General features: G+C 50.9%; 22 protein-coding genes and 1 tRNA gene. 10 read left to right on the top strand and 13 right to left on the bottom strand.

The window, feature by feature from the left end; all coding sequences use genetic code 11:
• Positions 1-39 precede the first annotated feature (39 nt).
• Positions 40-1,530: a Hint domain-containing protein gene (locus D5366_RS04805; protein ID WP_141492508.1), complete on the bottom strand. Its 1,491-nt coding sequence runs from the start codon at positions 1,528-1,530 to the stop codon at positions 40-42.
• Positions 1,531-1,731: 201 nt separating this feature from the next.
• On the opposite strand from D5366_RS04805, the gene D5366_RS04800 reads away from it, so the two are divergent.
• A complete protein-coding gene (locus D5366_RS04800) occupies positions 1,732-2,778 on the top strand; it encodes an aldo/keto reductase (RefSeq protein WP_141493827.1) in 1,047 nt (348 codons plus the stop codon).
• 45 nt (positions 2,779-2,823) lie between these two features.
• Here D5366_RS04800 and D5366_RS04795 read toward each other — a convergent pair whose 3' ends face one another.
• Positions 2,824-4,203, bottom strand: a complete 1,380-nt coding sequence (locus D5366_RS04795) for an MATE family efflux transporter (RefSeq protein ID WP_141492507.1) — start codon at positions 4,201-4,203, stop codon at positions 2,824-2,826.
• A gap of 181 nt (positions 4,204-4,384) precedes the next feature.
• Here D5366_RS04795 and flgE point away from each other — a divergent pair, with 181 nt between their 5' ends.
• From flgE to D5366_RS04770, 5 genes are all read left to right on the top strand, one after another.
• Positions 4,385-5,638, top strand: a complete 1,254-nt coding sequence (flgE, locus tag D5366_RS04790) for a flagellar hook protein FlgE (protein ID WP_141492506.1) — start codon at positions 4,385-4,387, stop codon at positions 5,636-5,638.
• 20 nt (positions 5,639-5,658) lie between these two features.
• Complete coding sequence (flgK, locus tag D5366_RS04785; protein WP_141492505.1) at positions 5,659-7,149, top strand: flagellar hook-associated protein FlgK; 1,491 nt, start codon at positions 5,659-5,661, stop codon at positions 7,147-7,149.
• Positions 7,150-7,151: 2 nt separating this feature from the next.
• A complete protein-coding gene (locus tag D5366_RS04780) occupies positions 7,152-8,219 on the top strand; it encodes a flagellin (RefSeq protein ID WP_141492504.1) in 1,068 nt (355 codons plus the stop codon).
• 67 nt (positions 8,220-8,286) lie between these two features.
• A complete protein-coding gene (gene htpG, locus D5366_RS04775; protein WP_141492503.1) occupies positions 8,287-10,152 on the top strand; it encodes a molecular chaperone HtpG in 1,866 nt (621 codons plus the stop codon).
• Between the two features lie 83 nt (positions 10,153-10,235).
• Positions 10,236-11,720 (top strand): tetratricopeptide repeat protein, encoded by a 1,485-nt coding sequence (locus D5366_RS04770; RefSeq protein WP_141492502.1) that lies wholly within the window; start codon positions 10,236-10,238, stop codon positions 11,718-11,720.
• Here the strand turns inward: D5366_RS04770 and pqqE are convergent.
• The 5 genes from pqqE to pqqA all read right to left on the bottom strand — a co-directional run bounded on the left by pqqE (position 11,703) and on the right by pqqA (position 14,914).
• On the bottom strand, positions 11,703-12,755 hold the full coding sequence (gene pqqE, locus D5366_RS04765) for a pyrroloquinoline quinone biosynthesis protein PqqE (protein WP_240775384.1): 1,053 nt from the start codon (positions 12,753-12,755) through the stop codon (positions 11,703-11,705). The two genes, D5366_RS04770 and pqqE, sit on opposite strands and share 18 nt — an antisense overlap.
• A gap of 14 nt (positions 12,756-12,769) precedes the next feature.
• Entirely contained in the window at positions 12,770-13,063 is a 294-nt protein-coding gene (gene pqqD, locus D5366_RS04760) for a pyrroloquinoline quinone biosynthesis peptide chaperone PqqD (RefSeq protein WP_141492500.1), read from the bottom strand.
• Complete coding sequence (pqqC, locus tag D5366_RS04755) at positions 13,060-13,794, bottom strand: pyrroloquinoline-quinone synthase PqqC (RefSeq protein ID WP_141492499.1); 735 nt, start codon at positions 13,792-13,794, stop codon at positions 13,060-13,062. The genes pqqD and pqqC overlap by 4 nt, the downstream gene beginning before the upstream one ends.
• Positions 13,791-14,717: a pyrroloquinoline quinone biosynthesis protein PqqB gene (gene pqqB / locus D5366_RS04750; protein WP_141492498.1), complete on the bottom strand. Its 927-nt coding sequence runs from the start codon at positions 14,715-14,717 to the stop codon at positions 13,791-13,793. Before pqqB ends, pqqC begins: the two co-directional genes overlap by 4 nt.
• Before the next feature lie 116 nt (positions 14,718-14,833).
• Positions 14,834-14,914 carry a pyrroloquinoline quinone precursor peptide PqqA gene (gene pqqA, locus D5366_RS04745; protein ID WP_084367111.1) on the bottom strand — a complete coding sequence of 27 codons (81 nt, stop codon included), beginning with the start codon at positions 14,912-14,914 and terminating at the stop codon, positions 14,834-14,836.
• Positions 14,915-15,103: 189 nt separating this feature from the next.
• On the opposite strand from pqqA, the gene D5366_RS04740 reads away from it, so the two are divergent.
• The gene (locus D5366_RS04740) at positions 15,104-16,369 is read left to right on the top strand and encodes an AI-2E family transporter (RefSeq protein WP_141492497.1); all 1,266 of its coding nucleotides are present in this window, start codon (positions 15,104-15,106) and stop codon (positions 16,367-16,369) included.
• 96 nt (positions 16,370-16,465) lie between these two features.
• Positions 16,466-17,092 (top strand): guanylate kinase, encoded by a 627-nt coding sequence (gmk, locus tag D5366_RS04735; RefSeq protein WP_141492496.1) that lies wholly within the window; start codon positions 16,466-16,468, stop codon positions 17,090-17,092.
• Positions 17,093-17,314: 222 nt separating this feature from the next.
• Here gmk and D5366_RS04730 read toward each other — a convergent pair.
• The 6 genes from D5366_RS04730 to D5366_RS04705 form a co-directional block, all read right to left on the bottom strand.
• Positions 17,315-17,389 (bottom strand) — tRNA-Gln (locus tag D5366_RS04730).
• Between the two features lie 51 nt (positions 17,390-17,440).
• Entirely contained in the window at positions 17,441-18,115 is a 675-nt protein-coding gene (locus tag D5366_RS04725) for a TetR family transcriptional regulator (RefSeq protein ID WP_141492495.1), read from the bottom strand.
• 164 nt (positions 18,116-18,279) lie between these two features.
• Positions 18,280-19,098, bottom strand: a complete 819-nt coding sequence (gene proC, locus D5366_RS04720) for a pyrroline-5-carboxylate reductase (protein ID WP_141492494.1) — start codon at positions 19,096-19,098, stop codon at positions 18,280-18,282.
• Positions 19,099-19,100: 2 nt separating this feature from the next.
• Positions 19,101-19,607, bottom strand: a complete 507-nt coding sequence (locus D5366_RS04715) for a type III secretion system chaperone family protein (protein ID WP_141492493.1) — start codon at positions 19,605-19,607, stop codon at positions 19,101-19,103.
• Between the two features lie 193 nt (positions 19,608-19,800).
• Positions 19,801-22,491 (bottom strand): aconitate hydratase AcnA, encoded by a 2,691-nt coding sequence (acnA, locus tag D5366_RS04710; protein WP_141492492.1) that lies wholly within the window; start codon positions 22,489-22,491, stop codon positions 19,801-19,803.
• A 24-nt stretch (positions 22,492-22,515) separates the two neighbouring features.
• Complete coding sequence (locus D5366_RS04705; protein ID WP_141492491.1) at positions 22,516-23,550, bottom strand: isocitrate/isopropylmalate dehydrogenase family protein; 1,035 nt, start codon at positions 23,548-23,550, stop codon at positions 22,516-22,518.
• 133 nt (positions 23,551-23,683) lie between these two features.
• Between D5366_RS04705 and D5366_RS04700 the strand changes: the two genes are divergently transcribed.
• A complete protein-coding gene (locus D5366_RS04700; protein ID WP_141492490.1) occupies positions 23,684-24,607 on the top strand; it encodes a LysR family transcriptional regulator in 924 nt (307 codons plus the stop codon).
• A 328-nt stretch (positions 24,608-24,935) separates the two neighbouring features.
• Positions 24,936-25,970 (top strand): ferrochelatase, encoded by a 1,035-nt coding sequence (hemH, locus tag D5366_RS04695; RefSeq protein WP_141492489.1) that lies wholly within the window; start codon positions 24,936-24,938, stop codon positions 25,968-25,970.
• The last annotated feature ends 57 nt before the right edge of the window (positions 25,971-26,027 follow it).

Genomic DNA, 26,027 nt, shown 5'->3' with positions numbered 1-26,027 from the left:
AAGAAGGGGCCTGTTAGTTAGGCCCCTTCTTTTAATCAGTTAGGCTGCTGCAACCTTTGCAACGCTGGTAGCGGCGCTGTTTGTTGATCCTGCGAGGTACGGACCGCCAGCAACGATTTCGATGGAGAGAACCCCTTCGGATTGAGCGTTACGGTTGTTCAGCAGAATTTCCGCGCAGCCATCTGTCCAACGGCGGTCTGCTTCATTTTGCTGCTCCCAACCGGATACAGTGTTGTTTCCGAGGTGAGATGTGATGTGATGCGTTTCTGAGCCATCAAACAAGGTGACGTTTTTGACCATGACGCCTAGTTGACGACGGTCATCAACAAAAGCACCGAGCAAGTCGCGTGGGCTGATCGTGCGCGATGTCAGATAAACCCGGTCCAGACCCGCTGGGACTTGGAAAACAGCATGTTGGCCTGACGTGCGCAGAAGCGGCAGCACGTCACCTTCCGCCGTGATCAGTGCAAGTGACGGATCGTTTACGAACTGCGCGTCTGATGCTTCAGAAGCGAAGCCCAGTGTCTCAGCACGCTGAAGCAGGTCGTTGTAGAGAGGCTCTACAAACTCTTTGCTGACGTCGAGTGGTGCAGCGGCATCTTCTGCCCAGTCTTTAGCAGCGTCAAATCCGCCGAAAACGACTGTGTCATCAGAGTGGAAGCTTTGGCGGTTGCCCGTGTCCAAGTAGCTTTCAGCAAATGCACCGTCAGCCATGATAACGGCGTGTTTTTCGGTTTCGATGTGATAGATTTCGAATGTTTCAGCCGCATTGATAACGATAGAGCGGTTGTTAACCAGCATACGTGCTGGCACGAAACGTCCATTCAGGAAAAGGCAGTGTTCTGGTGTAACCAGCAGATCCTTGAATGGGACACCGTCAGCCAGAGCGTTGGCCTTAACGCGAATAGCCTTATCGTCCTGCGTTTTGGCATTTACGGTTTTGTGGCCGGCCCAACGGATAACATCGGTTGTTTTTTGACCGTTGACGAAGGTGTAGATTTCATCACCTTGTGCGAGGTCTTCAACCAGAACTTGACCCTTAGGTGTTTCGATCTTTGTGCCAGGGAGGTAGCAGATTGATGCATTGCCATTGCTTGAGAGAAGGGTGCGAGTGGTTGAACCCAAGTTGTACGGGTTACCTGGCATTGTAATATTAATCGTGATGGTGCTTCTTAGAGGGAATACACCGCCAGAAACAACAGCAGTAATAGTGGTTGTACCATTGGCAAACCTTGCTGTTGCAGTGCTCGAGGTACCAGAAAGGCTAAGATTTATTAGAAAATTCGACGGTGGAGTGTTGGTGATTGTTAGATTTGCTGTTCGATTTCCTGAGAATGAAAGTAAGGATGAGGAGATATTGATGTTAAGTTGTCCAGCAGCGGAACCGACTGTTGCTGTTGCATTGTCCGTACCAGCTGAATTGAAAATCAGTCCGCCCGAACCACCAATGTTTAATATGCCACCATTGATGTTGTAGCTTCCACCGTTGGCGTATGATGCACTGTTGTTGTCTGTAAGATTCGTAGCCATTTTTGGTAATCCTTATTGGAAGGAATAGTTGTTGTTTTTTTACTAACAACAAATTGCAAAGAAACTTATTCCTTAAAAGTCTGTTTCTCGAAGTAGTTTCATAAAAATTAGAGTTTTTTCTAAATATTATAATATTATGGAATTGATATTTTATATCTATGCATTCAAAATGTATTTCTAAAAATAAATTGGATGTTTGATATGAAAAAACGTGAACTTGCAAAAACAGGCTTAATGGTAAGTGAAATATGCCTTGGTACAATGACATTTGGACAACAAAATACTAAAGAAGAAGGGCACCAACAGTTAGATTTAGCTCTTGAGAATGGTATTAACTTTATTGATACGGCAGAATTATATTCCATACCCCCGCGCGCGGAAACTTATGGCGCAACCGAAACAATTATAGGGGAGTGGTTCAAAAACCGTAAAAAGCGTGATGATGTTATTCTTGCCAGTAAAGTTGTTGGACGCTCTAAAAATCCGTGGTTTAGACCCGATGGAGAAGAAGCGCGCTTAACATCCAGACAGATACGCTATGCTGTTGAGGGTTCATTACGCCGGTTACAGACGGATTATATTGACGTTTATCAGCTTCATTGGCCGGATCGTGTTATTGGATTATTTGGAGAGGGCGGAACAACATTTAAAAATATATCTGATGCAGACGAAATTAGTATTGAAGAGACGCTTTCTGTTCTCGGGGATTTGGTACGGGAAGGCAAGATACGTTATGTCGGACTCTCTAACGAGACGGCTTGGGGGGTCTCCAAGTATTTAGAGGCTTCTAAGTCCGGTTTGCCTCGGGTCGTTTCAATCCAGAATGCTTATAATTTGTTGAACCGAACCTTCGAGATCGGCTTGGCTGAACAATCAATGAGGGAGCATGTTAGCCTTTTAGCTTATTCTCCTTTGGCTCAAGGTTATCTGACAGGGAAGTATCTTGATGGTGCCCGCCCAGCTGGTGCGCGGACAACATTGTTTAACCGTGGGCAGCGCTATGAAAAGCCCGGCGTTGATACAGCGATTAAATCATATATGGATGTCGCCAAGAAGCATGGTGTAGACCTTGTTCAGATGGCTGTAGCTTTTGTCACATCCAGAAAGTTTGTTGCCTCCAATATTATTGGTGCAACGAGTATTGAGCAATTAAATGCTGTTTTGGGGTCAACAAGCCTCGTAATTACACCGGAAATGGAAAAAGATATTGATGCGGTGCATCAGCTGAATGCTAACCCAGCACCTTAAAAAAGGAGAGCACTTTGGAGCGTAGCGAGCGCTCCAAAGTATGGGTTAATGGGTTGGCCCCAGTTTATGTATGACGCGAAAGGCAGTTAAGATGGCTGCCGTGCCAAAAATTACTGCGCCCAACGATTGACCGAACAAAATACCAATGGGGCCGAAGTAATGTGCACCAATCCAGACAAACGGAATTGTGCCGAGTGTTGCTCGGCCCCAGTTAAATCCGGTCGAATAAAATGGATGGCCCAGATTGTTGAACGCAGTGTTTGCTACGAACAAAAGACCGATGAACATGTAGCTGGATACGAGCCACTGGCAGAACCATTTGACAATATCAACACCGACGCCATTAACAGTAAATATATCGAGTATGATGTTCTGACCGAGTGCTAGGGCAAGCCATGTCAGCATCACACAAAGCGCGGTTAGTTTAAGGGCCGCCATGAGTGTTTCTTTGACGCGGTCATAGTGTTGAGCGCCCAAATTCTGCGCCATGATAGGGCCGACCGAGCCTGTGAGTGCAAAGACGAGAGCAAAGGCGACGGGGACAATGCGATCAATTGTGGCCTGGCCAGAAACAGCATTAAGACCAAAGGCTGCCATGGCATGCGTTACAAAGAGCGCGCCGGTCGGAGTGGCAAGGTTGGTTGCGATCGCTGGTAAAGCAATGCCGCCGATTTTTTGCACAGCTGGCCGAATAGCTTTGATATCGGGCCATTCGAGCATGTCATGCCCGCGAAGATTAAGAAAACCACTGGCAGTAATTGCGGCGCGCGACAATATTGTGCTGATCGCAGCCCCTTCTAACCCAAGGTGAAAGCCAAAGATTAGTATTGGGTCAAGACAAGCTGAGACGGCTGCTCCCGTGAGGGTCATGCGCATAGAGCGTCGTGCATCACCAACGGAACGAAGCAAAGCAGAAAGGCCCATGCCTAAGCAGGCAAGTGGAAAAGCTGGCGCTGTAATCCGGAGGAAAAGGGTAGCCTGATCCAGTGCATTTCCATCAGCGCGAAGCATGCGTAAAAAATTAGGGGCAAAAATAGCGGTCGTTAATCCAAGGACTAAGGCGAGAGCGACCATAACGGCGAGAAAAGCCGAGGCCATGCGCCGTGCTTCGTCGTGCTGGCGTGCGCCGATAAGCCGTCCGATGCATGCACCAAGTCCAATGGTTAGGCCGATTGCAACAGAGATTTGGACGTAACTAATGGATGTTGCAAACGCGATTGCACCCGTTAGTGCGGGGTTATGCAGTTTGGAAATATAGAAGAAATTCAGAAGATCGACGGCAAAAACAGCCATAAGGCCGATCGCCCCTGTGCCCGCCATAGTAATAACGTGCCGCATGATACTGCCGTGGACAAAACGCGCAGGGCGTATTGGCGGGTTATCGGGAATGCGGGGTGAGGCGGTGATATGTGGTGCAGGGGACATGTTGCCTCATTGTGCCTTGTTCGTACCGAAAGCGCCAGAGTTGAGTGTGTTCATCGTGTCAAAATAAGTGCTCAAGAAAAAGGCTGTTGTAAGCTCTTTATTAACGAAAAAATGCAAAATTAGCTGAAATGCCGCGACGTAAAAACGGGCCGTGGTGGATGTTCTGAGGCTAGGAGTGCATATGTCTTTGTTTAATGCGCTGAACACAGCAGTAAGCGGGCTTAACGCGCAGTCACATGCATTTAGCGATTTGTCGAACAATATCGCTAACAGCCAGACGGTCGGTTACAAATCCACGGGTACGAGTTTTTCTGATTACGTCACGGCTCAGACAAAGGCGAGCCTGCAGGGTTCGTCCGATAGCGTTGCAGCCGTTACGACGCAGAATACAGAGTATCAGGGTAGTGTGACTACGTCATCCAACCCGTTGGGCATGGCTATTTCGGGGCGGGGTTTTTTCAGCGTATTGGCACCAAGCGGCGGAACGACTGCTCAGGGAACCACGTCATTTAACACGCAAAATTTTTATACACGTAATGGTGATTTCTCTCAAAATAGTGACGGGTATTTGGTCAATACATCGGGTTATTATTTACAAGGATATCAGGTGCAAAATGGGGGAAGTTTGAGCACCAATATTTCGCCAATTCAGGTTTCAAGCAATCTTAGTTTTCAGCCCACAAAAAGCACGTCTTTAACTGTTTCTGGCGTTGTCGGAAGTACCGCCACGACCGGCGTTATGACATCAACCACAGCAACCGCTTACGATAGCCAAGGTGCTGCGCATAACGTGACGCTCAATTGGCAGCAATCAGCTTCGGATCCGCTCACCTGGACCGTTTCAAACGGGAATGATTATTCTAATCAGACAAGTGTTGTTTTTAATACTGACGGTTCTTTGAAATCGGTTGGGGGAACGGTGGGGACAAATGGTACCTCCGCTGTTTTTAACTATGCAGGTGCACCACAAAATTTAAGTGTGAAACTTGGAACAATTGGCGGAACATCCGGCGTCAGCCTTGGCACCTCATCGTCTGCGTCATCTTCGCTTGTCACGACGTCAGACAGCGTGACAAGCGGCAATTATACTGGCTTGAGCGTGCAAAAAGACGGTTCCATTATGGCGAGTTTCGATAACGGTCTTTCCCAATTAGTGGCGAAAGTTCCGCTGGCAACATTCGCTGACCCAGATTCATTATCTGTGCAGAATGGGCAAGCTTATACCGCGACGTCGGGTTCTGGCGGAGCAAGTTTGAATGCCGTAGGAACAAATGGCGCAGGCTCGCTCGCAACGTCCTCGTTGGAAAGTTCAACCACAGATCTTACGGGAGATTTGACAAAATTGGTTGTGGCCCAACAAGCTTATGGTGCCAACACCAAGGTTGTTTCTACGTCTAATCAGATGCTTCAGACAACGTTAGCGATGATTCAGTGAAGCGTTAGAGACAACGTATCATGGGGTTAAATAACGCACTATCGATTGCATCGAGTGGTTTGAATGCCGTTCAGTATGCGATGTCTGTTTCGTCCCAGAATACGGCCAATGCGAGCACTGCTGGCTATATAGCAGAACAGCCAACTGTCGTCGCAAGTGCTGGTAACGGTGTTGGCAATGGTGTTTTAGTCGCGGGAACGCGCCTTGCCACAAACACCCAAGTGCAGACAGCCCTCTACGCACAAAACAGCTTGGCATCATATGCCAGCACCCAAAACAATACGCTGTCCACAATTGCGGCGCTTCAAGGATCGACTTCTGCCGCCTCGGGTTCAAGTGGCACGCTTTCGGATCTGTTAGGAAATATTCGCTCTGCGGTAGTGTCCTTATCGTCTAATGTAACTAACTCTGCGGCACAGAGTAGCGTGGTTTCAGCGGCACAAAACTTTTCACAAAGTTTGAATAATATTGCGCAAAATATTCAGCAACAGAGGCAAAACGCCCAAGATAGTGTCGTATCCACTGTTAAGGACATCAATACAAATTTAACGACCATTGGTTCGCTTTCGACGCAGATTATGAGTTTGAAATCTGTAGGGAAAGATACCGCAGATTTAGAAAATCAACGTTTCACTGCCTTGAATTCCTTATCTGGTGATATGGGAATTACATGGAAGGTTTCCGCCAACGGGGACATGAATATTTCTACGACTGACGGAGTAGCGCTACCAACACGAGCAACCTCCTCCTCTGGACAGATAGTTGTTACAGATAATTTTCCGTTAACGACCTCTGATGCAACCATAAGTGAGAGTAGTACCTACCCAGCAAGTGAAAATGGCCAGGCTATACCGGGTATTATGTTGAATGGCGTTGACGTTACGGCCAACCTGAAGGGAGGGACGTTAGGAGCCTCCATTGATCTGAGAGATAATACATTGCCTGTTATGCAGGCACAGTGCGATTCATTGGCTTACAGCGTTGCAAGTCGTTTCCAAGCTCAGGGCATATCACTCTTTACAGACTCTGCCGGGCAAATTCCGGCCGCCGATCAAACTTCAAGCCCTCCATCAGGAAGTCTTGGTTTCGCACAGACGATACGTGTTTCCAGTCAGTATCAAGATGCCCCATCATTGTTAAATGCTGGAACGGCTGTGCAAAACGTTTTGTCGCAGACGTTTGGATCAACTGTTACCGGGGTCCCGAGCACAGGGTTGGGCGTTTCTGGGACGCTAAATTTGGGGTATAGCGGTCAGCAAGATTTAATTAGTCTAGCGACGGCTTTGACCGCAAACCAAGCATCTGTCGCTGCTGATGCAAGCAGCAGGTCCTCGTTGGCACAAAGCACACAAACAAATTTGCAATCTCAATTTTCGAGTGCATCAGGCGTATCGATTGATAAAGAAATGGCGAATATCGTTTCTTTGCAAAATGCCTACTCCGCGAATGCGAAGATTATATCAGCGGTTCAATCTATGTTCTCATCATTATTAAGTGCCGTTGGGAATTAATCATGACGGGTATAGTCTCTGAAATGCGCTTTGGAGCCGCTTTTTTTGGATTATCTTCTGGAATAAATACGCTTTCAAAGCGCCAGACAGATTTGCAAGCACAAGTGTCGACTGGTGTTACGTCCGTTGATTACGCTGGGCTAGGCTCAGCCCGAACGCAAGCATTGGCTGTGCAGCCAGCTTTGACACAAGTGTCGGCGTGGAGTGGTAATGTGCAAAATGCCCAAACGATGCTTAGTGTTGGGCAGAGTGCTTTGTCGCAAATATCAACAATATCTTCTAATTTGACAGCGAGTATTTCGTCTTTGGTTGGAACTCCGACAAGCGCTGCCGTTGCTTCTGCGTCTCAGTCTGCAAAGGCTTCCCTTTCTTTATTGGGGGCGCTGCTAAATACGCAGTCGAATGGAGTTTATGTTTTTTCTGGGGATGCTTCTACAATAGCTCCCATTAAAGGGGATTTACAGTCTTCTGCTATGAGCCAAGCTATTAGTGCTTCAGTTCAGCAACTCGGCACAAATACTGGGCAGGTTGTTTTGCAGGATAGTTTGCGTATTGCCGGTAACACGGGCGATGAAGCTCCGTTCTCTACTGCGCTATCAGGTTCGGCAGAGGAGATGTCTATGCAGACGCAAAAGCTGATTTTAGGGCCAGGCGGTGCGCAGACAGTGGGGTGGGTTGCTTCGCAGGGTGGAGCTTCCACTTCTGAAACAACAGGTTCACCGATACGTGATTTAATGCGTAATTTGATGGTTGTTGCTTCATTGAGCGGTAATCAAGTTGGAAGTGATTCTTATAATTCCTTAATCTCTGGAATACAGGTCTCTAATAATTCTGTAAATAATGGGCTGTCGGATGCATCTGCACAGTTAGGGGTTCAGCAAAATATGCTCTCCAGCCAATCGACATTTTTGGATCAAATGAACTCAGCCTTAACCAGCCAGTTAGGGCAGGCAAAAGATGCAGATATGGCAAGTGTCTCCACACAGTTAACGGATACGCAAAATCAACTCCAAGCGTCCTATAGCGTGATAGCAAATATGAAGAGTATGACACTTGCGAACTACATTTGAGCACGTTGAATTTTTTTTTCCCGCGTCGCATATGAATCGGGACCATCTCATCAGGGAGTATAACGGTATGAGTGATGCATCTGGGCATGTTGAGAAAAGAGAGTTTAGCGCAGAAGTCGGGCGTCTACTCGATTTGGTGGTGCACTCGTTGTATTCCGACCGGGAAATCTTCCTGCGTGAGCTTGTTGCTAATGCTGCCGATGCGACTGATAAGCGCCGTTTTGAAGCACTAACAAACGCTGCGCTTGCTCTGCCAGATAATGCGGCTATTCGTATCGATCCGGATAAAGATGCAAAGCGACTGGTCATTACCGATGATGGTATTGGTATGAGCCATGACGAACTCGTCGAAAATCTAGGTACGATTGCGCGTTCCGGAACGCGCCAGTTCGGCGAGAAGTTGAACGACGCTAAACCAGAGGACCGCCCAAGCCTAATCGGTCAATTTGGTGTTGGTTTCTACGCTGCGTTCATGGTGGCGGATCATGTCAATGTGACGTCTCGTAAAGCGGGATCTGATGAGGCATGGACTTGGTCCTCGAGTGGCAAGGGGGATTTTACGCTCAGCCCCGCAACGCGCTCAACGCCGGGCACAGAAATTGAGCTTTCCTTCAAGGATGACGCTGTAGAGTTTTTGGACCCATGGCGTTTGCGTTCTATCATTAGAAAATGGGCTGACCACATTTCGTGGCCGATCACACTTAAAGAGAAGAATGAAGACGGGACGAGCGAAGACAAGCCGGCCAATGAAGGAACGGCTATCTGGCGCAAGTCCAAATCAGACATAACCGCAGAGCAATACACGGAATTTTACCGTCATGTTGCCCGCGCTTTTGATGAACCTTACGTAACACTGCATTGGAATGCTGAAGGGACGACGGAGTTTACATCTCTGCTGTTTATCCCTGGAGCACGTCCTTTCGACTTCATGGAGCAGTCGCGTGAAAGCCGCGTGCACCTGCATGTTCGTCGTATGTTCATTACGGACGAAGCAGAGTTGTTGCCTAACTGGATGCGTTTTGTTCAGGGTGTCGTGGACACAGAAGACCTGCCTTTGAACGTTTCCCGTGAGATGCTTCAAGCAACTCCTACGCTCCAGCGTATTCGGAAGGCCGTCACGAAGCGTGTTTTGAGTGAAATTCAAAAACGCGCGAAAGACGCTACGCCTGAATTCAACACGTTTTGGGATAATTTCGGTCCTGTCGTTAAAGAAGGGTTGTGGGAAGATGCGGAATACCGCCAAGAAATTGCAAAATTCGCGCGTTTCCGGTCCACGCATGACGACGATTTAACCACGCTGGACGCTTATATCGAGCGGATGAAGGACGGGCAGGACGCCATTTATTATCTGACGGGCGATAATTTGGACGCATTGCGTAACTCGGCCCAATTAGAGGGCTTCCGCGCGCGAGGCGTTGAGGTTCTGCTGTTGGCTGACCCGGTGGATGCCTTCTGGCCAGAACGTTTGCATTCCTATAACGACAAAGCACTTCGTTCTGTTGTTCAGTCTCATGGTGATCTGGAAAAGTTCGTTACGACAGAAGAAGAGAGCGAGAGCCCGGTTGATCTTGAAAAGCTATTACCTGCGCTGCGTGACGCGTTGGGCGAGGCTGTAAAAGATGTGCGCGGGACAGTCCGTTTGACGGGTAGTGCGGTTGTAATGACGTTTGAAGGCGGGCCGGACTTAGCCATGCAGCGTCTCATGCGTCGTTCAGGCCAAGGCATGCCTGAAACACCGCCTGTGTTGGAAATCAACCCACGTCACGCTTTGATCCGTAGCTTAGCTGCGCGCGTCGAGCACAGTGAGGATGTTTCCGATTACGCGCATATTCTTTTGGACTTGGCGCGTGTGCAGGAAGGTGAAGCTGTTCCAGACCCAACAGGCTTCGCTCGTCGTTTAGCTGGTCTGCTTGCTCAGGGTAGCGCTGCTTAAAAATTCTTTCTTCATCTTTTGAAGACTAGAATATTAGCACTTTGTTAGTGTTGCGTCGGCCATGCTTTCTTGTGGGAGGAAGCATGGCCGATTGTATAGAAAGCCCTAAATTTTTAGAGAGTCTCCGGGCTGCTATAGCTTCCGAAAGAAGCGGACAGCACGACCTTGCGTTGTGCTGCGTGAAGGATGCTGAGGCGTATATGCCACGAACGTCCCATGGAGCCTTTTTGCTCGGTGGTGTTTGTGAGCATTGTGGTCTGCTCGATTTAGCAGAGCATTACTACGTTCTTTCTCTGCGCAATGAGGCGTCTAACCCGCGTGGGTGGCACCGTCTTGGCTTAGTCCGTATTGCAAAAGACGATTTTGGAAAAGCTTTAGCGGCTTTGCGGTATGCGTGTGCTTTGGACGATAGGAACGAGCATTATAAAATAGATTACAGTATGGGGTTGGCGAGGGCCGGTCATTTTTCTGATGCGTTGTCTGCCGCTGTAGATGCTTTGGCAATAAGTCCGAACAATATTATAGCGTTGAATAACGCGGGCCATGCTCTGCAATGTCTGAACCGCTCTTACGATGCGCTGGAATATTACGATCGTGCGCTCGAGATAGATCCCGGCCATGCTGCGTTAAGATTTGGCAGAGCAACAGCACTCCTGAAGTCAGGCAATTACAGTGCAGGTTGGCGTGAATATGAGTGGCGCTGGTTGGATTGCCAAACACTAAGAACAGATATTGATGTGCCCGTTTGGGAAGGGGAGGATTTGTATGGCAAAACAATCCTCATTCATCATGAGCAGGGTTACGGAGATAGTTTGCAGTTTTTCCGACTGCTTCCTCAACTTGCACAGAAAGGTGCGCGGGTTATCGTGCAAGTCCCTCCTCCGCTCGTGCGTTTGGCGCAAGGTGTTGAGGGAGTTTTTAAAGCTTTCCCAGTGTTGGAGAAAGGAACGTATTTTGATGTGCATTGCCCATTGCTCAGCCTTCCTGCTCGGTTGAATTATGATCCGAGGCAAAAAGCAGCAGAAGCTTATTTGAACACTGGGGCCGATCAATCCAACGGGTGTTTTGAAAAAGTCGGGCGCGCTATGAAGGTCGGCCTTGTTTGGGCTGGAGACCCAAGGCCGGGTGATATTAAGGCGCGGCAAACGGATTTAAGGCGGAGTGTTTCGCTTGAAGCATTGGCCCCGTTATTGGCGCTACCTGATATGGAATTTATTAGCTTTCAGATGGGGCAAGCGGCGGTACAGCGACAAAAATACGCTAATAAAATTAGTGATGGAACAAAAGATATTATAGATTTTTTTGATACATCTGTCCGGCTGCGTGAAATTGATATTCTAATTGCGGTGGATACATCCATCGCTCATCTGATGGCCGGTATGGGACGCACTGTTTGGTTGCTATCTCGCTTTGACGCGTGCTGGCGTTGGGGGGATGCTGGAGATACAACTCCTTGGTATTCGACGATGCGGATATTTCGTCAGTCGAAACCAGGGAGTTGGCAAGAGCCAGTGCATGCAATGGTGCAAGCATTGGGTGAGTTCATAACCTTAAAAGCGGCGGTATAGTAATTTCGGGTTTTGTGCTTGTGCTTCTTTGAGAGCAGTATCCACCGTATGGTGCATAGGCGATTTTGTACAAATGGGATCTGTGTTGGCGGCATTCCCGGTCAAAGCTAGCGCCTGACAGCGGCACCCTCCCCAGTCTTCTTCCTTCTTGGAGCAAGAACGGCATGGTTCAGGCATCCAGTCCGTTCCGCGGAATAGATTAAAGAGTTCAGAATCGAACCAGATGTTTTGCAGAGAGTCTTCTTCTACGTTCGGAAAATGAACGTTCGGAATTATTTCTGCCGCATGGCAGGGCAATACCCGGCCGCTGGGCGTTATGTTGATAAAGCGCCGTCCCCAGCCATCCATGCAAGGCTTTGGGGTTTGTGCGTGATAGTCAGGGGTGACGTAATCAATCGCTAGACCACCTTTGCTCTGTTCTTGCTCGACAAAGCGTGTGGCGCTTTCAAGTTGTTCCCGGCTTGGCAGGAGTGCGGCTCGGTTCTTAAGGCCCCAGCCGTAATATTGAGTATGAGCAATTTCAACACGCTGTGCTTCGAGTTCGCGTGCGAGCGCAAACATGGCCGGGATACGCTCAATATTTTCACGGTGAACAACGAAATTGAGGGTGAGAGGAATACCGAGCGCTCCAATCAATCGCGCAGCTTCCAGCTTCCGTGGTTGGGCATTTTTGAGGCCGCCTATGCGTTCGGCGCCTTCATTTGTGACATCTTGGAAAGAGAGCTGAATATGATCCAAGCCTGCATCGTCCAATGCGGCGAGCGTGTCTTTATTCAGCAGAATACCGGATGTGATGAGGTTGGTATAAAGATTTAAATCGCGTGCATGACGGATGAGCTCAGGCAGATCCGGGCGGGCCATAGGCTCACCCCCTGAAAAATGAACCTGCAAAATTCCCATTTCTGCAGCTTGATCAAGTGTTTTTAACCACCCGGCGGTGTTCATTTCCGCCGCGCGGCGTTCCAATTGCAGGGGGTTAGAGCAGTAGACACAGGCGAGAGGGCAACGGTGCGTGAGTTCCGCCAAGAGGCTCATAGGGGCGGCAATTGTCACGCCCTTAAAGCTCCTTTTTGTGTAAGGTCTGCAAACAAGGTGTAAACATCCTGCGCTATTAAGTCGTGGGGCGCGTCATACTGCGCAACGAGGGTTTCTATGATCGTGTTTGCTGTACGGCTGCCATCTACCAGCTTCATAATTTCGGGTGCAGCGCCCTCTAAAACAAGTGCGCGCTCTGGCGCTTGAATAAGCCAGAGGTTGCGGACTTTGTCGTGTTGAAGGCGGTAACCTCGCGCGAGCGTCGGAACACGTTCTGGGTTGATGTGCGCTGGTGTTTCAGTGGTCATGGAATAAATGCGCCGGGGGGAATGTTATTGTGGACGTAGGCGTGGTCTAGGGCGTCCAGCATAGTCCATAAGACGGAACATTTGAATTCCAAGGCGGCAAGAACGGCTTCTTGCTGTTCGATCGTTTTGGCATGTTCGAGCACATATCCAAGTGCGAAGTCTGAATCTCGTGGCGCTTGGGTGAGTCGCGGTGTGAAATAGGCCAGTGTGTCTTTGGAAATGAAATCATAGTGCTGAAGCATGCCAGAGACACGCTCACTGATGATGGTCGGGGAGAATAATTCCGTTAGTGAGGAGGCGATTGCCTCTAAAATAGATCGATCTCTAACGAAATGAATATAAGCCTCTACCGAGAAGCGCGTAGCGGGCAATAAGCCTTTCAGGCTTTCGACGTAAGCGCGGTCAAGACCGAGCCCGTCGGTGAGCACGAGCCAGCGCGCAACACCGCCCGTACCTGGCTCGGTACCGTCATGATCTTCAATGCGCCGGCGCCATTCACGGCGTAGCTCTGTTGTCGGTAGGCGCGCGAGGAGTGTGGCGTCTTTTGCTGGAATGCTGGCTTGATAATAATACCTGTTCAGAGCCCAAGCCTGAACTTGCTGCTTGTTCAATAGCCCGTCATGCAATTTGCGATGAAATGGATGACGGTTGTGATAGCGCTCTGCCCCGATAGCACGAAGGCGCTCTTCCAGTTCTTTTGGAGTAAGGCGAGTGGACAAAGAAGAAGTCATGGAGTTTCCAATCTGAAGATCATTCCGTCAGCGGCAATGGTCCAACCCGCTTGGTTGGCTATTTCGCGTTCTGAGCTTTTTTCCAGCAGGACGGGATTGGAGTTGTTGATATGGATCAGGACTTTTTGTGGTTTCGTACAGTTTCGAAAGAGCGCGATAGGGCCGTCAGGGTCTGCGACGGATACATGGCCCATACGCTTACCTGTCTTGGGGCTAAGACCTGCGCGTACCATCTCGTCATTGCGCCATAGCGTACCGTCGAACAGGAGAAGATCGGCCTGCTCCGCACGTTTTACGATATCTGTTGTGATGTCAGCACAGCCGGGAATGAACAACACAGTGCTGGTGCCATCGAAGATACTGAGGCCAAGCGTTTCGTCAGGGCGTGAGCCCTCGGCTTCAGCATAGAGTGGGGCTTTTCCCGGCACGGCAAACGCGGTCAGGGTGAGGCCGCTATCGCTGCCATCTTTATGGATGAGGGGAAATGGTTGATCCAACTCTAGGGGAACCCTCGGGACTATATTGGGGTCTAATGCGCCAAATATCGGGTTTGCGTTGAGTTGGTCGAGGGTGGAGCGGCTCGCCATGAGTGAAAAAGGTTCCCGCTCGCGTAGTGTCAGGAGGCCAGTGACGGCGTCAATTTCACCACAGGTCAGAATGACCGCTTGAATTGGGGTGTGCCTTAATTGATCTGCGTGCTCTGGCGCAGGATGAAGAGGCGGGTTTTCGTTGATTTGCTGCCGGATATCGGGCGACGCGTTAAATAAAAACCAGCGCTTCCCATCGCCACTGACGGCTGCAGAGGCTTGTGTGCGGGGGGATGTCCCATCGTGCTTGCGCGCTGCAATACATCCGGGGGCTGCTGAGTTCCACTGAGGGAAGCCGCCGCCAGCTCCTGAACCGAGAACGAGGAGATCAATCATAGGATATAGGCCGCCGCTTGAGGTGATATCACCTATATCGCATGCCGCGCCTCTGTGTTCCCGTCAATATAACTGGCTCTTTCTAAGGGGAAAGAGCCAGTTTTTCTGAGGAAACCTTACTTGGTTTTACCGCAGACGTAGGAGTTGATTTCTGCGCCCAATGGGATTTCGGTGACTTTTGGTGTGTTCCAAGCCATGGTGAGCTCCGTTCTTTGCCGTAAAAGGAAGGGATGCACCCTCCGACTATGAGCAGAATGTCTGTTCTTGGGGGGAGAGTTCAAGGGCAATTTTGCGCTGAACACAAAAACGTGTAGTCCGATTTGGTGTTATTTCGGGTTAGTTCAATCATTTTCGGGCGTCTTATGTCAGGATCTCAAACAGCAGATATGTCTAATGAGCTGCAAGATTCGGCTAAGATTGCCGACTCTCAAACGTCAAACCGCACGGATAAAAAGAGAAAAAAAACCGCAAAACGGTGGGATGCCGACGATGAGTCGTTGCCCCATTACACTTTGCCGGAAAGCTCTCTCAGGCAGCATATTAATGTCCGGGATATGTGTTTGATCGTTTTGGCGGTTCTGGCTGTTTTCTACTCTTTGTATTTTACGGCGCAGATTCTTTTACCGTTCGTATTCGCGTTGGTGGTCAATTTGCTGATGCTGGCCCCTATGCGTTTTATGACGCAAAAACTTCATCTGCCTCGGCATTTGGCTGCATTGCTGCTTATTGCCGGGATGTTTGGACTTGTGGGCGGAGTGGCGACAACCATTTCCGTGCCCGCTGCGGGGTGGCTCTCGCGCGTGCCTCAGGCACTACCTGCTTTGCAGCAAAAAATGGCGCTTTTGCGTGGACCGATTGACGCTTTGCAGTCAGATTACATGCGTTTATCGGCATTGTTTAATGGTCACCACGTTACGCGGGTTGTGCACACAAATTCGTCTCTCGATGGCGATGGCGCATTGTCTCGGTTCGGGACGTCCGTTCTGGCAGGGACCCGCGATTTTGCGGATGCTTTTTTCTCAATGCTGCTCATGTTGTTTTTTTTAATGACGGAAGGGGACACGCTCTTGCGGCGGGTGGTGGAAATTATGCCAACATTTGCCGAAAAACGCCGCGTTGTGCAGATGGCCCTGAAGATTGAGCATAATGTGTCTGTCTATTTGGTGACAGTGACGATTATGAACGTCGTTGTTGGTGTACTGAATGTTTTGCAATGTTGGTTGACGGGCGTTCCTAACCCTTTGCTTTGGGGTGTATTAGCGTTTTTGCTTAATTATATTCCTATAATTGGTCCCTTAATGGGAATGGTCGTTTATTTTGTAGTGGGTTTGTTTAGTTTTCCATCAGTACTACATGCTCTCGTCCCACCATTGATCTATTTGTTTATTCATATTTTAGAGGGCGAAACTATTACGCCTATGTTGCTGGCGCGGCGCTTCACCTTGAATCCTGTCTTTGTAGTTGGATCACTTTTGTTTTGGAACTGGTTGTGGGGGATTTCAGGGGCTATCTTGTCTGTGCCTATGCTCGCTGTTCTCAAAATCATCTGTGATCACATCGAAATTCTTGCTCCGCTAGGACATATCCTAGGAGGTCCGCCACGGCGTACGCTGGGCAATACTCTGGCGGCACAATTGCACAACGATGCCTGATGCTGCGGTTTTCACTACTGCTAAATTCAGGCATTAAGCAGAAAAATAATGATATCGCCTGCGCTGGTGGGTGATAAGCGTAACAAGGAGTTCCTTATGACGCGTCCGTCACGCCGTGGAGTTTGTTTTATTATCTCTGCGCCGTCGGGAGCAGGAAAGTCGACCATCGCGAACGCGTTGCGTGCTTCTGAGCCCTCGTTAAAACATTCCGTTTCGGTGACGACACGTCAACCTCGTCCGGGAGAAGTCGAGGGGGTGCATTATCATTTCCGCGATTTGGAGAATTTTCGAAAAATGGCTGAGCAAGGCGACTTGCTGGAGTGGGCGGAAGTTTTCGGCAGAGGTTATGGCACCCCAAGAAAACCTGTTGAAGAAGCGTTAGCCGCTGGGCACGACATGGTGTTTGACATTGACTGGCAAGGGCACAGACTCATGCGCCAAGCATTGCCGGACGATGTCGTCAGCCTGTTCGTTCTACCGCCTTCTTTGGAGGAATTGGAGCGTCGCTTGCATAGACGTGCGTCCGATCATCCTGAAGAAATCGAGAAAAGAATGCGCGCTGCACTCGACGAGATTTCACATTGGTCAGAATTTGACCATGTCATCGTGAACAATGAATTGGATGCAGCCATCACCCAGGCTCGGTCTGTTCTACAATCTGCGCGGCAGGTGACGCGCCGGCAAACAGGCATTGCGGATTTGGTGAAGACGTTTACACGCTAAAATGGAAGCTGGGCACCTCTGCTGAAAGGTGCCCGATCAGCTATGCCTGAAGCCCGTATAAAGACGGGTCTGGGTCTTTTCAGGCATTGTGTCAGGCGAGTCGCTTGGGGTTGCGCATCCGGTGCAGTAGGGGCTCTGGAAAGAGCGGTGTTACTGCGTCGTTAAAACGGCTTGTACCGTTGTCGTTTAGACTGACGGAAGCTTTATTTTATGGAATATCCTTGGCTGGGGCGGGAGGATTCGAACCTCCGCATGGCGGAATCAAAATCCGCTGCCTTACCACTTGGCTACGCCCCAAGGACGGGTGCGTTCTAATCCAGTTTTGATGGGCGAGTAAACCCCCTTTTTTCAATATTCTACTTCTAAATCATGATTAGGTAGGCTGGAGTGGTTAAGCGCGTCGTGAAGCTTCTGCCGAGGGGAGGGTTGTAAGGCGCCAAAACGCTCAGCTTTTTCGAGGTTTTTCTCAAGCGCAGCCATTGTTGTGCCTAGGTCAGCGCTTTCATCTTTGTGCCATGTGTTGAGGGAGAGTGCCCAGATTCCGGCAATTGCTTTAATGCGGAACGCACCGCGGATACCTGCTCCATCAATGCCAGCAGTCTCGGTAATCCACCGCATCGAATCCAGTGTTAGGGCAGCAAGGAGCGCGCCTAGAGCGGGGTCATAGGGAATTGCCTGCATGACAGCTTGGACACCGGAGCGGTATTCTTGCAGCACGTCTAAACGTCGCATGAGGAGATCAAAGAGGCGCTCCTTGACGGCTCCTTCGCTTTCATCGCGCAGCGCGCTTTTATCAGCGATCTGGCATAGGGTTATCAGCAGCTTTGCTTTGATAGGAAAGCGTGCACGAACTTCGTCGATGGGAAGCTTGGCGTCTAGCGCTGCATCGACCAAGGAAAAGCGATGCCACCCTTCGGAGCCAGCTCGGTCAAAAGCTGCACGCAGCAATGCGGCGTCAAACGGACTAACGGGGGCATCGTGGTGTAAGGATGCGCCGTCAAGCGTGTTTAGTCCGTCGTCCATGGGTGTCTCCTAAAAAACGTATTGCGCTGCTCTCTGCGAGAGAAACGTTTATTTGTCCAGCCGTTTGCATCGTAAGTGCAGAGAAAGACGTTTCTTGTCTGGTATTTCTCATGGCGTTACTGGGGCAGTATTGCCCCAGTGGTTTGAACTTGCTGGACGAATTTTTAACCAGCGAGTTCGTCAGCGCGTTTAACCGCGGCATTAATCGCTTTTTCGATAGCGGTTGGCCAAGCTTCTTCTTTCATAAGTTCGGCAAGCGCGGCGGCTGTTGTGCCATTCGGGCTGGTGACAGCCTTACGGAGTTTTTCAGCATCATCGGGTAATTCGTGGAGCATGCGCCCTGCACCGTAAATGGTTCCGCGTGCCAGTTGGCGGGCATTTTCAGGTGAGAGGCCCTGCGCTTGTCCGGCTTTTTCCAGCAATTCAGCCAGAAGGAAAACATAAGCTGGGCCGGAGCCGGAAAGAGCCGTTACGCCAAGAAGGTCTTTTTCTTCAGTGACCTCTACAACATCACCGACTGCGGAGAGAAGGTCATGGCAAAGCTGCGTTTGCTGCTCTGTCGCTTCCGGACTGGCGTAAAGGCCGCTGACACCAGCACCTAAGGTGGAGGGTGTGTTTGGCATTGCACGGAGTGTTGGGCATGAATGTCCGGATTTTTTGGCAGCAGCACTTAATGATGCGCATGTACGTCCGGCCATAACCGATAAAAAGGCGGCTTTATCTAGACGCGCCCCAAGAGTTTCAGCCAATGAAGCGATAACGTCTTCGGCAACGGCAGGCTTGATAGCAAGGACGATTATATCAGGCGTAAAGTCATCCGGAACGCTGTCCGCTGTGCGAATGACTGTGACGTTATCGTTGTCACACGTTTTGTGTCGGTCCAGCACGACAAGGCGCGGTGGGTTTGGAGATGCGAGCCACCCTCCTAGAAGGGCGCTCCCGAGTTTACCGCATCCGGCGAGAAGAATTGAGGGGGCAGGCATGGTCAAGCGTCTCCGATACAATCGAGCATTGCAGCATCTAACGCGCTTTGAGGGCTTTGGCCGCCCCAGAGCGCAAATTGAAAGGCCGGGTAGAAACGGTCACATTCTGAAAGGGCAATATCGATCAAATCTTCCATGCTTTCGCTTGGTAGGGAAGACGTGCCTCGCATAAGCAAGGTGTGGCGATAGGCCGGGATGCGGCTTTCAGCATCTACAATAAAGTGGCCAACCCAGAGTCGGCTATTGGCCAAGGCGATGAGTTCATACGCATTGGAGCGCAGTTTTTTAGGAGGATGGAGGTCAAACACCGCGTTGAGGTGCAGGGCAGATAATTCATCTGACCATGTGAAAATCAGGCCATAATCGCACCATTGCCCCGGAGCTTGGGCAACCATTTCATTGGGGCCAAGGCGTTCAAACTCCCATTCATACAAGCCCAAGACTTGTTCCATGAGGTCGAGCGGGTGGGATTCGGCTTCTGAGTGGGATGAGGTGTTCAAGGCAGGCATCGCGGGTCTCCCAAGGCCGTGGAAGCTCCCGCCGCTGGCGCGCCGGCGGGCGCTCCATCTGTCTGCGTGGCTAATAGTGTAGATGCACTATCAGATGATGATTACGTTATGGGTGGAGTGCGGCGAGTGCAAGAAGAACATGCATCCGCCGCGAGATGTTTTGCCTGATGTTGTTTATTGGGCAACAGGAGTGTCAGGCGGAGGCCATGCCGCGCAGAACGTAGGGCAGGATGCCCCCGTGCTGGAAATATGCGACTTCATCAATTGTATCGACGCGGCACAGCAAGGGGACACTTTGTGTGCTGCCATCTTGCCGGGTGATGATCATGGTGAGGGTTTTGCCCGGCGCCAGATCTTCAACGCCTTCAATAGCGATGGTCTCTGACCCATTCAGGTTCAGGGTTTTGCGTGTGGTACCTGGCTCAAAAGTGAGTGGTAGAACGCCCATGCCCACGAGGTTTGAGCGGTGGATACGCTCGAAGCTTTCGGTAATGACGGCGGTGATGCCTAAAAGGCGTGTGCCCTTTGCGGCCCAATCGCGGGAAGACCCCATGCCGTATTCTTTGCCACCGAATACAACGAGTGGCGTGCCGGATTCTTCGTAGCGTTTAGCTGCGTCGTAAATAGGCATGATGGTGCCGTCCGGCTGGAAGGAGGTCATGCCGCCTTCAGTACCGGGGGCCATTTCGTTACGGATACGGATATTGGCAAAAGTGCCACGGACCATGACGCGGTCATTGCCACGGCGTGAGCCATAAGAGTTGAAGTCACGCACGGGAACCTGATGTGATTGCAGGTATTCACCAGCGGGCGTGCTGGCTGCGATCGAACCGGCGGGGGAGATATGGTCTGTGGTGATGTTGTCACCGAGTAGGGCCAGAATGCGCGCGCCAGTAATGTCTTTGCGTGGTGCAGGTTCTGCTGTCAGACCATCAAAATAGGGCGGGTTTTGCACATAGGTAGAGCTTGGCTGCCAGTTAAAGGTTGCTGAATCCGCGGCTGCACCAAGGGCCCGCCACTCTGGGGTGCCTTCGGTGATTTTTCCGTAGCGTTCGACAAAAGCTTCACGTGTGACGGCGGAACCGATGAGTTCGGCTACTTCGGCGTTGCTGGGCCAGATATCTTTTAGGCGAATTTCCTGACCGTCTGGGCCATGGCCAAGGATTGCTGTGGTGATGTCTTCGCGCATGGTGCCGAAGAGGGCGTAAGCAACGACTAGCGGAGGGCTGGCAAGGTAATTGGCGCGGACATTCGGGGAGATACGTCCTTCGAAGTTGCGGTTTCCGGAGAGAACGGAGGTTGCCACGAGGCCGTTTTCTTCGATTGCATCGACGATGTTTTGCGGTAATGGGCCGGAGTTGCCGATACAGGTGGTGCAGCCATACCCGACCGTATCGAAGCCCAGCGCGCTGAGGTCTTCGGTAAGATTCGCACGATCCAAGTAGTCCGTGACCACTTGAGAGCCCGGTGCGAGAGATGTTTTGACCCATGGCTTCGGAGTAAGGCCCAAAGCCCGCGCCTTACGTGCGACGAGGCCAGCAGCGATGAGTACAGCTGGGTTGGATGTATTTGTGCAGGAGGTGATGGCCGCGATTACAACGGAGCCATGGCCGATGCTGTAGTCTGTTCCGGCTACGGGAGCGGTTGTTTGAGTTTTGTCTGCTGCGACGCCTAAAGCTTCGGTGAGGGCTTTTTCAAAGGAAGGTGCAGCAACATCGAGGGCAACGCGGTCTTGTGGGCGCTTTGGGCCAGCAAGCGAGGGGCGTACTGTTGAAATGTCGAGCGACAAAGAAGAGGTAAAAATAGGGTCCGGCGTGTTCGTGTCCCGGAACATACCTTGTGCACGTAGATAAGCTTCTGTCAGCGCAATTTGGTGCTCATCACGGCCTGTTTGGCGCATGTAATCGAGTGCTTGTGCATCGACGGGGAAGAAGCCACAGGTTGCGCCATATTCTGGGGCCATATTGGCGATTGTTGCGCGGTCTGCCAGTGGTAGATCATTTAGCGCTGGGCCGTAGAACTCAACAAATTTACCGACGACGCCTTTAGCGCGTAGCATTTGCGTGATGGTTAGCACGAGGTCTGTTGCTGTGGTGCCTTCTGGCAGTTTGCCTTCCAGACGAAAGCCGATCACATCAGGTATCAGCATGGCGATGGGCTGGCCGAGCATGGCGGCTTCTGCTTCAATGCCGCCCACGCCCCAACCGAGAACACCGAGGCCGTTGACCATCGTGGTATGGGAATCGGTGCCGTAGAGTGTGTCTGGGTAGGCGTAGGTGGTGCCGTCAATCTCACGGGTCCAGACGACGCGGGAGAGATATTCTAGGTTTACCTGATGGCAGATGCCGGCACCGGGCGGGACAACGCGGAACTGGTCAAAGGCTTGTTGGCCCCAGCGCAGGAAGGCGTAACGTTCACCATTGCGCTCAAACTCGCGGGTGACGTTTTGCTGAAGCGCGTCTTCACGGCCAGAGACATCCACCATGACGGAGTGATCGATGACCAAGTCCACTGGGACGAGTGGATTCACGCGGCGAGGGTCGCCACCAAGTGAGAGAATGCCATCGCGCATGGCGGCAAGGTCTACAACGGCGGGAACGCCGGTGAAGTCCTGCATCAGGATGCGGGCGGGTTTGAAGGGGACTTCCTGTGTGGAACTGGCATTTTTAAGCCAATCCGCAATAGCCTGTGCGTCTGCTTCTGTGTAGCTGGTGCCGTCTGTGAAGCGGAGGGTATTTTCCAGCAGGATTTTGAGGCTGACTGGCAGGCGCGATACATCGCCAATTTTCTCTGCTGCGGCGGGTAGAGAGAAATAACGGTAAGAGCGGCCATCAACGCTGAGGTCACGGCCAGCATTCAGGAGGTCGTTGCCGACGAGTTTCATACAAATATCTCCGAAAGGGCGTGATTAGCGGATGGCGCGCAAAAGAGCTTGTGTGACGTCTTCTGTCGTGGCGGAACCACCGAGGTCACGGGTACGGATGCCGTCGACTTCGATGATGTGTTTCATGGCGTTGTCGAGGCGCTGTGAGAGGTCGAGGCGACCGACATGGGCGAGCATCATGCTACCTGCCATCATGAGGGCTAGCGGGTTGGCGATTCCTTTGCCGGCGATGTCTGGTGCGGAGCCGTGGACTGCCTCAAACAGGCCCATAGTCTCACCAATATTTGCGCCGGGCGCCATGCCAAGCCCACCAACGAGGCCTGCTGTAAGGTCGGAAAGAATATCGCCGAACAGGTTTGTGGTGACCATGACGTCATATTGTTCTGGCTTAACGACCAGTTCCATGGCGCAGGCATCGACAATTTTTTCTTCGACGGCGACGCGGCCTTCATATTCCGCGGCAACGCGGCGGCCTTCCTCTAGAAATAATCCGCTGAGGATTTTGAGGATGTTCGCTTTATGGACCAGCGTGACTTTCTTGCGGCCGTTCTTCAGAGCGTATTCGAAGGCAAAGCGCACGATGCGGTTACATTCTGTGCGGGTATTGTAGCCTGCACCGTATGCGACGGCTTGTGGGTCATTCCCTGAAGGCAGGTAGTGCTCCATCGCGGCATAAAGGCCTTCGACGTTTTCACGGATAACGACAAGGTCGACGTTTTCGTAGCGACCGCCGGGCACGAGTGTTTGGGTGGGGCGCACGTTTGCGTAGAGGTCAAATTTTTGACGTAGCGTGACGTTGATGGACCGGAAGCCTTTGCCTACGGGTGTTGTTAGCGGACCTTTAAGCACGAGGCCTGTGCGTTGGATGCTTTCGAGGGTTTTCTCTGGGAGTGCGGTGCCTTCTTTTTCAAAAGCGCCCAGACCTGCCTCTTGCTTATCCCATTCAAAAGGGGCGCCCAGTGCGTCAAGAACGGTTGTAACCGAAGCTGTAATGTCAGGACCGATACCGTCACCGGCGATGAGGGTGGCTGGAATGCGTTCGACGTGAGAGCTGGTCATGGGAACGTCCTTTGACGGTGTTTCGAGGCAGGAAGTTAGTGAAAAGCGCCTGTTTTATACAAATATTCTATTGTTTAATGACAGTGATGGGAAATGTTTGCGCAGGGGAATTGTTATACCTAAAAGGTATGGCATGCTTGAATTACGTCATCTCCGTGCGCTGATCGCAATTGCTGAAGAAGGCAATTTAACCCTTGCGGCTGAGCGCCTCGGAATACAGCAACCCCCACTGACCAGACTTTTGCGCAGAGCAGAGCAGGCCTTAGGCGTTATTTTGTTTGAGCGTCACCCGAGAGGGATGCGTCTGACGGCTGCCGGACGCACCTTGTTAGATGGCGCATATGATGTCGTGGATCGTTTGGAAGAAGCGGTGCGCGATGTTGGGCGAGTAATGCGTGGGGAAAGTGGGGAGTTGGCGGTTGGGTTTACGAACTCTGCTATGTGCCATCCGAGTCTTCCTGCTGTTCTAGGAGACTTTCGTCAGCGTTGGCCTGATGTTGATGTCAGCCTAACGGAAGGCAACTCCAGCCAATTACTGGGTGCATTGAGGGATGATCGCGTCGATGTTGCCTTTGTCCGGGCATCCATACCCGATGCGTCTGACATTGTTGTCGAGCAGCTTTTTGATGAACCAATGGTTGTTGCTGTGCCGATTGGTCACGCTTTGGCTCAGCAAGTGTGTGCTGATGGGATTCGTTTGGGGGATTTAGAGGGAGAAGACTTCATCCTTTATCAAAGCCAATACAATAACGGGCTTTACCGAACGATAGTTGACGCCTGTCATGGTGCTGGATTTACCCCAAGTATTAGGCAGAAAGGCCCGCAGCTGATGGCAGCATTAAATTTGGTTGCAGGCGGGCTTGGCATTTCAATTGTTCCGCAATCTATGGGTGCGCACCATCCGTCTCAGATTAGGTATTTGCCTCTATCCAAAAAGACGCCTCTTACAGCATCGTTATATTTAATTTTCCGTCCCGTTAGAATGAGTGGCGCCAAATTGTATTTCATCCATCAGGCCCGGAAAATGCGTTGTCACAGTTCCTTAAAAAGTCTGTGACAATTTTTTTGCATGAAAACGCATTTTTTTCTTGAAAGTGAAAAGTAAGATTGCCACTCTCTTAATTGAGCTCAGGATTTCCCCAGAAGAGCTCTAGGAGGTCAGAGATGAACTTCATGATTACCTCACCAACATACTTCGAAATCTCGATGATTACTGTTGGGTTATTTGCCGCAACGGCGTGTAGTGGGATTTTGAAACCCTCTCTTTCTTACGCTCGCGTAAGGCACCGACGATAGCGTCCCCTCTGGGACGCGTTTCACACTTCCCTTTGTGTTTTACGGGCTAAGGGATTGCAACTTCTTAGCCCATAGCAGTTTATTGGGTTATGGCTTTTGTATATCGCACCCCCCGCACCCCAATCCCTTTAAATGGCCGCACAGGTGTGCTGCTCATTAACCTCGGTACACCCGACAATACGGGATACTGGGGTGTGAGGCGCTACCTGAGTGAGTTCCTTTCTGACCGCAGAGTCATCGAGGCGCCGTCAGTTGTCTGGCAGCCGATATTGCAGGGCGCAGTATTGGCGCGTCGGCCGTTTGAAAGTGGAGCCAATTACGCTCGGATCTGGGACAAAGAAAAAAATGCCTCCCCGCTGAGGGTGTACACCGAGAAGCAAGCAGAATTGCTGAAGGAAAGGCTGTCTAATGAGGACGTGCCGGTAGCTTGGGGCATGCGTTACGGCAAGCCATCTATAGCTCACGCTGTAGATGAGCTCATGGATCAGGGTTGCGACAGGATCATAAGCATCCCGCTTTACCCCCAATACTCTGCCACAACCACGGCAACTGCAAACGACCAGTTGTTTCGTGCACTGATGAAGCTGCGTGGTCAGCCTTCTGTGTTGACAGTGCCTTCGTTTCCGGATCACCCCTTGTTCATCAAAGGCTTGGAGGAATCAGTTCGTCGGAAGCTGGCTAGCTTGGATTTCAAGCCCCAGAGATTGGTCGTATCTTTCCACGGCCTGCCTAAAATATGCGTGGAAAAAGGAGATCGATACAGGGAAGAGTGCGAGCGCACTACGGCAGCTCTGCGTACAGCCTTGGATCTTACTGAAGAGCAGATGCCGCTCACATTTCAGTCGCGCTTTGGGCCAATGGAATGGTTAAAGCCTTATACTGCTGAATTCGTATCTAAGTTGCCGGATGAAGGTGTCACTAAGATTGCTGTCATAACACCAGGCTTCATGGCGGATTGCATCGAGACTCTGGACGAAATCGGAAATGAGCTTCGTGAAGAGTTTGAAGAGGTCGGTGGCGAGAAGTTTGCTTTAATACCGTGCTTGAATGATGACGTAGCTGCGATTGACTTAATTGAGGATCTCACACGTAAGGCAATGCGCGGCTTCTCGACGGCTGAGTAAAGGCTAAAAGCCTAACGGATAACTGAGCTTACAAGCACCGCCCGTGGAAGAATCCAC

The sequence above is a fragment of the Neokomagataea tanensis genome (assembly GCF_006542335.1).
GTDB lineage: Bacteria > Pseudomonadota > Alphaproteobacteria > Acetobacterales > Acetobacteraceae > Gluconobacter > Gluconobacter tanensis.
Note: the sequence above shows the minus strand (reverse complement) of the source record. Positions and strands in the feature narration are given on the sequence as shown.

Coding starts and splice junctions, on each gene's coding strand:
- D5366_RS04805 (WP_141492508.1), bottom strand. CDS start 1,530: ATGGCTACGAATCTTACAGACAACAACAGTGCATCATACGCCAACGGT.
- D5366_RS04800 (WP_141493827.1), top strand. CDS start 1,732: ATGAAAAAACGTGAACTTGCAAAAACAGGCTTAATGGTAAGTGAAATA.
- D5366_RS04795 (WP_141492507.1), bottom strand. CDS start 4,203: ATGTCCCCTGCACCACATATCACCGCCTCACCCCGCATTCCCGATAAC.
- flgE (WP_141492506.1), top strand. CDS start 4,385: ATGTCTTTGTTTAATGCGCTGAACACAGCAGTAAGCGGGCTTAACGCG.
- flgK (WP_141492505.1), top strand. CDS start 5,659: ATGGGGTTAAATAACGCACTATCGATTGCATCGAGTGGTTTGAATGCC.
- D5366_RS04780 (WP_141492504.1), top strand. CDS start 7,152: ATGACGGGTATAGTCTCTGAAATGCGCTTTGGAGCCGCTTTTTTTGGA.
- htpG (WP_141492503.1), top strand. CDS start 8,287: ATGAGTGATGCATCTGGGCATGTTGAGAAAAGAGAGTTTAGCGCAGAA.
- D5366_RS04770 (WP_141492502.1), top strand. CDS start 10,236: ATGGCCGATTGTATAGAAAGCCCTAAATTTTTAGAGAGTCTCCGGGCT.
- pqqE (WP_240775384.1), bottom strand. CDS start 12,755: ATGAGCCTCTTGGCGGAACTCACGCACCGTTGCCCTCTCGCCTGTGTC.
- pqqD (WP_141492500.1), bottom strand. CDS start 13,063: ATGACCACTGAAACACCAGCGCACATCAACCCAGAACGTGTTCCGACG.
- pqqC (WP_141492499.1), bottom strand. CDS start 13,794: ATGACTTCTTCTTTGTCCACTCGCCTTACTCCAAAAGAACTGGAAGAG.
- pqqB (WP_141492498.1), bottom strand. CDS start 14,717: ATGATTGATCTCCTCGTTCTCGGTTCAGGAGCTGGCGGCGGCTTCCCT.
- pqqA (WP_084367111.1), bottom strand. CDS start 14,914: ATGGCTTGGAACACACCAAAAGTCACCGAAATCCCATTGGGCGCAGAA.
- D5366_RS04740 (WP_141492497.1), top strand. CDS start 15,104: ATGTCTAATGAGCTGCAAGATTCGGCTAAGATTGCCGACTCTCAAACG.
- gmk (WP_141492496.1), top strand. CDS start 16,466: ATGACGCGTCCGTCACGCCGTGGAGTTTGTTTTATTATCTCTGCGCCG.
- D5366_RS04725 (WP_141492495.1), bottom strand. CDS start 18,115: ATGGACGACGGACTAAACACGCTTGACGGCGCATCCTTACACCACGAT.
- proC (WP_141492494.1), bottom strand. CDS start 19,098: ATGCCTGCCCCCTCAATTCTTCTCGCCGGATGCGGTAAACTCGGGAGC.
- D5366_RS04715 (WP_141492493.1), bottom strand. CDS start 19,607: ATGCCTGCCTTGAACACCTCATCCCACTCAGAAGCCGAATCCCACCCG.
- acnA (WP_141492492.1), bottom strand. CDS start 22,491: ATGAAACTCGTCGGCAACGACCTCCTGAATGCTGGCCGTGACCTCAGC.
- D5366_RS04705 (WP_141492491.1), bottom strand. CDS start 23,550: ATGACCAGCTCTCACGTCGAACGCATTCCAGCCACCCTCATCGCCGGT.
- D5366_RS04700 (WP_141492490.1), top strand. CDS start 23,684: ATGCTTGAATTACGTCATCTCCGTGCGCTGATCGCAATTGCTGAAGAA.
- hemH (WP_141492489.1), top strand. CDS start 24,936: ATGGCTTTTGTATATCGCACCCCCCGCACCCCAATCCCTTTAAATGGC.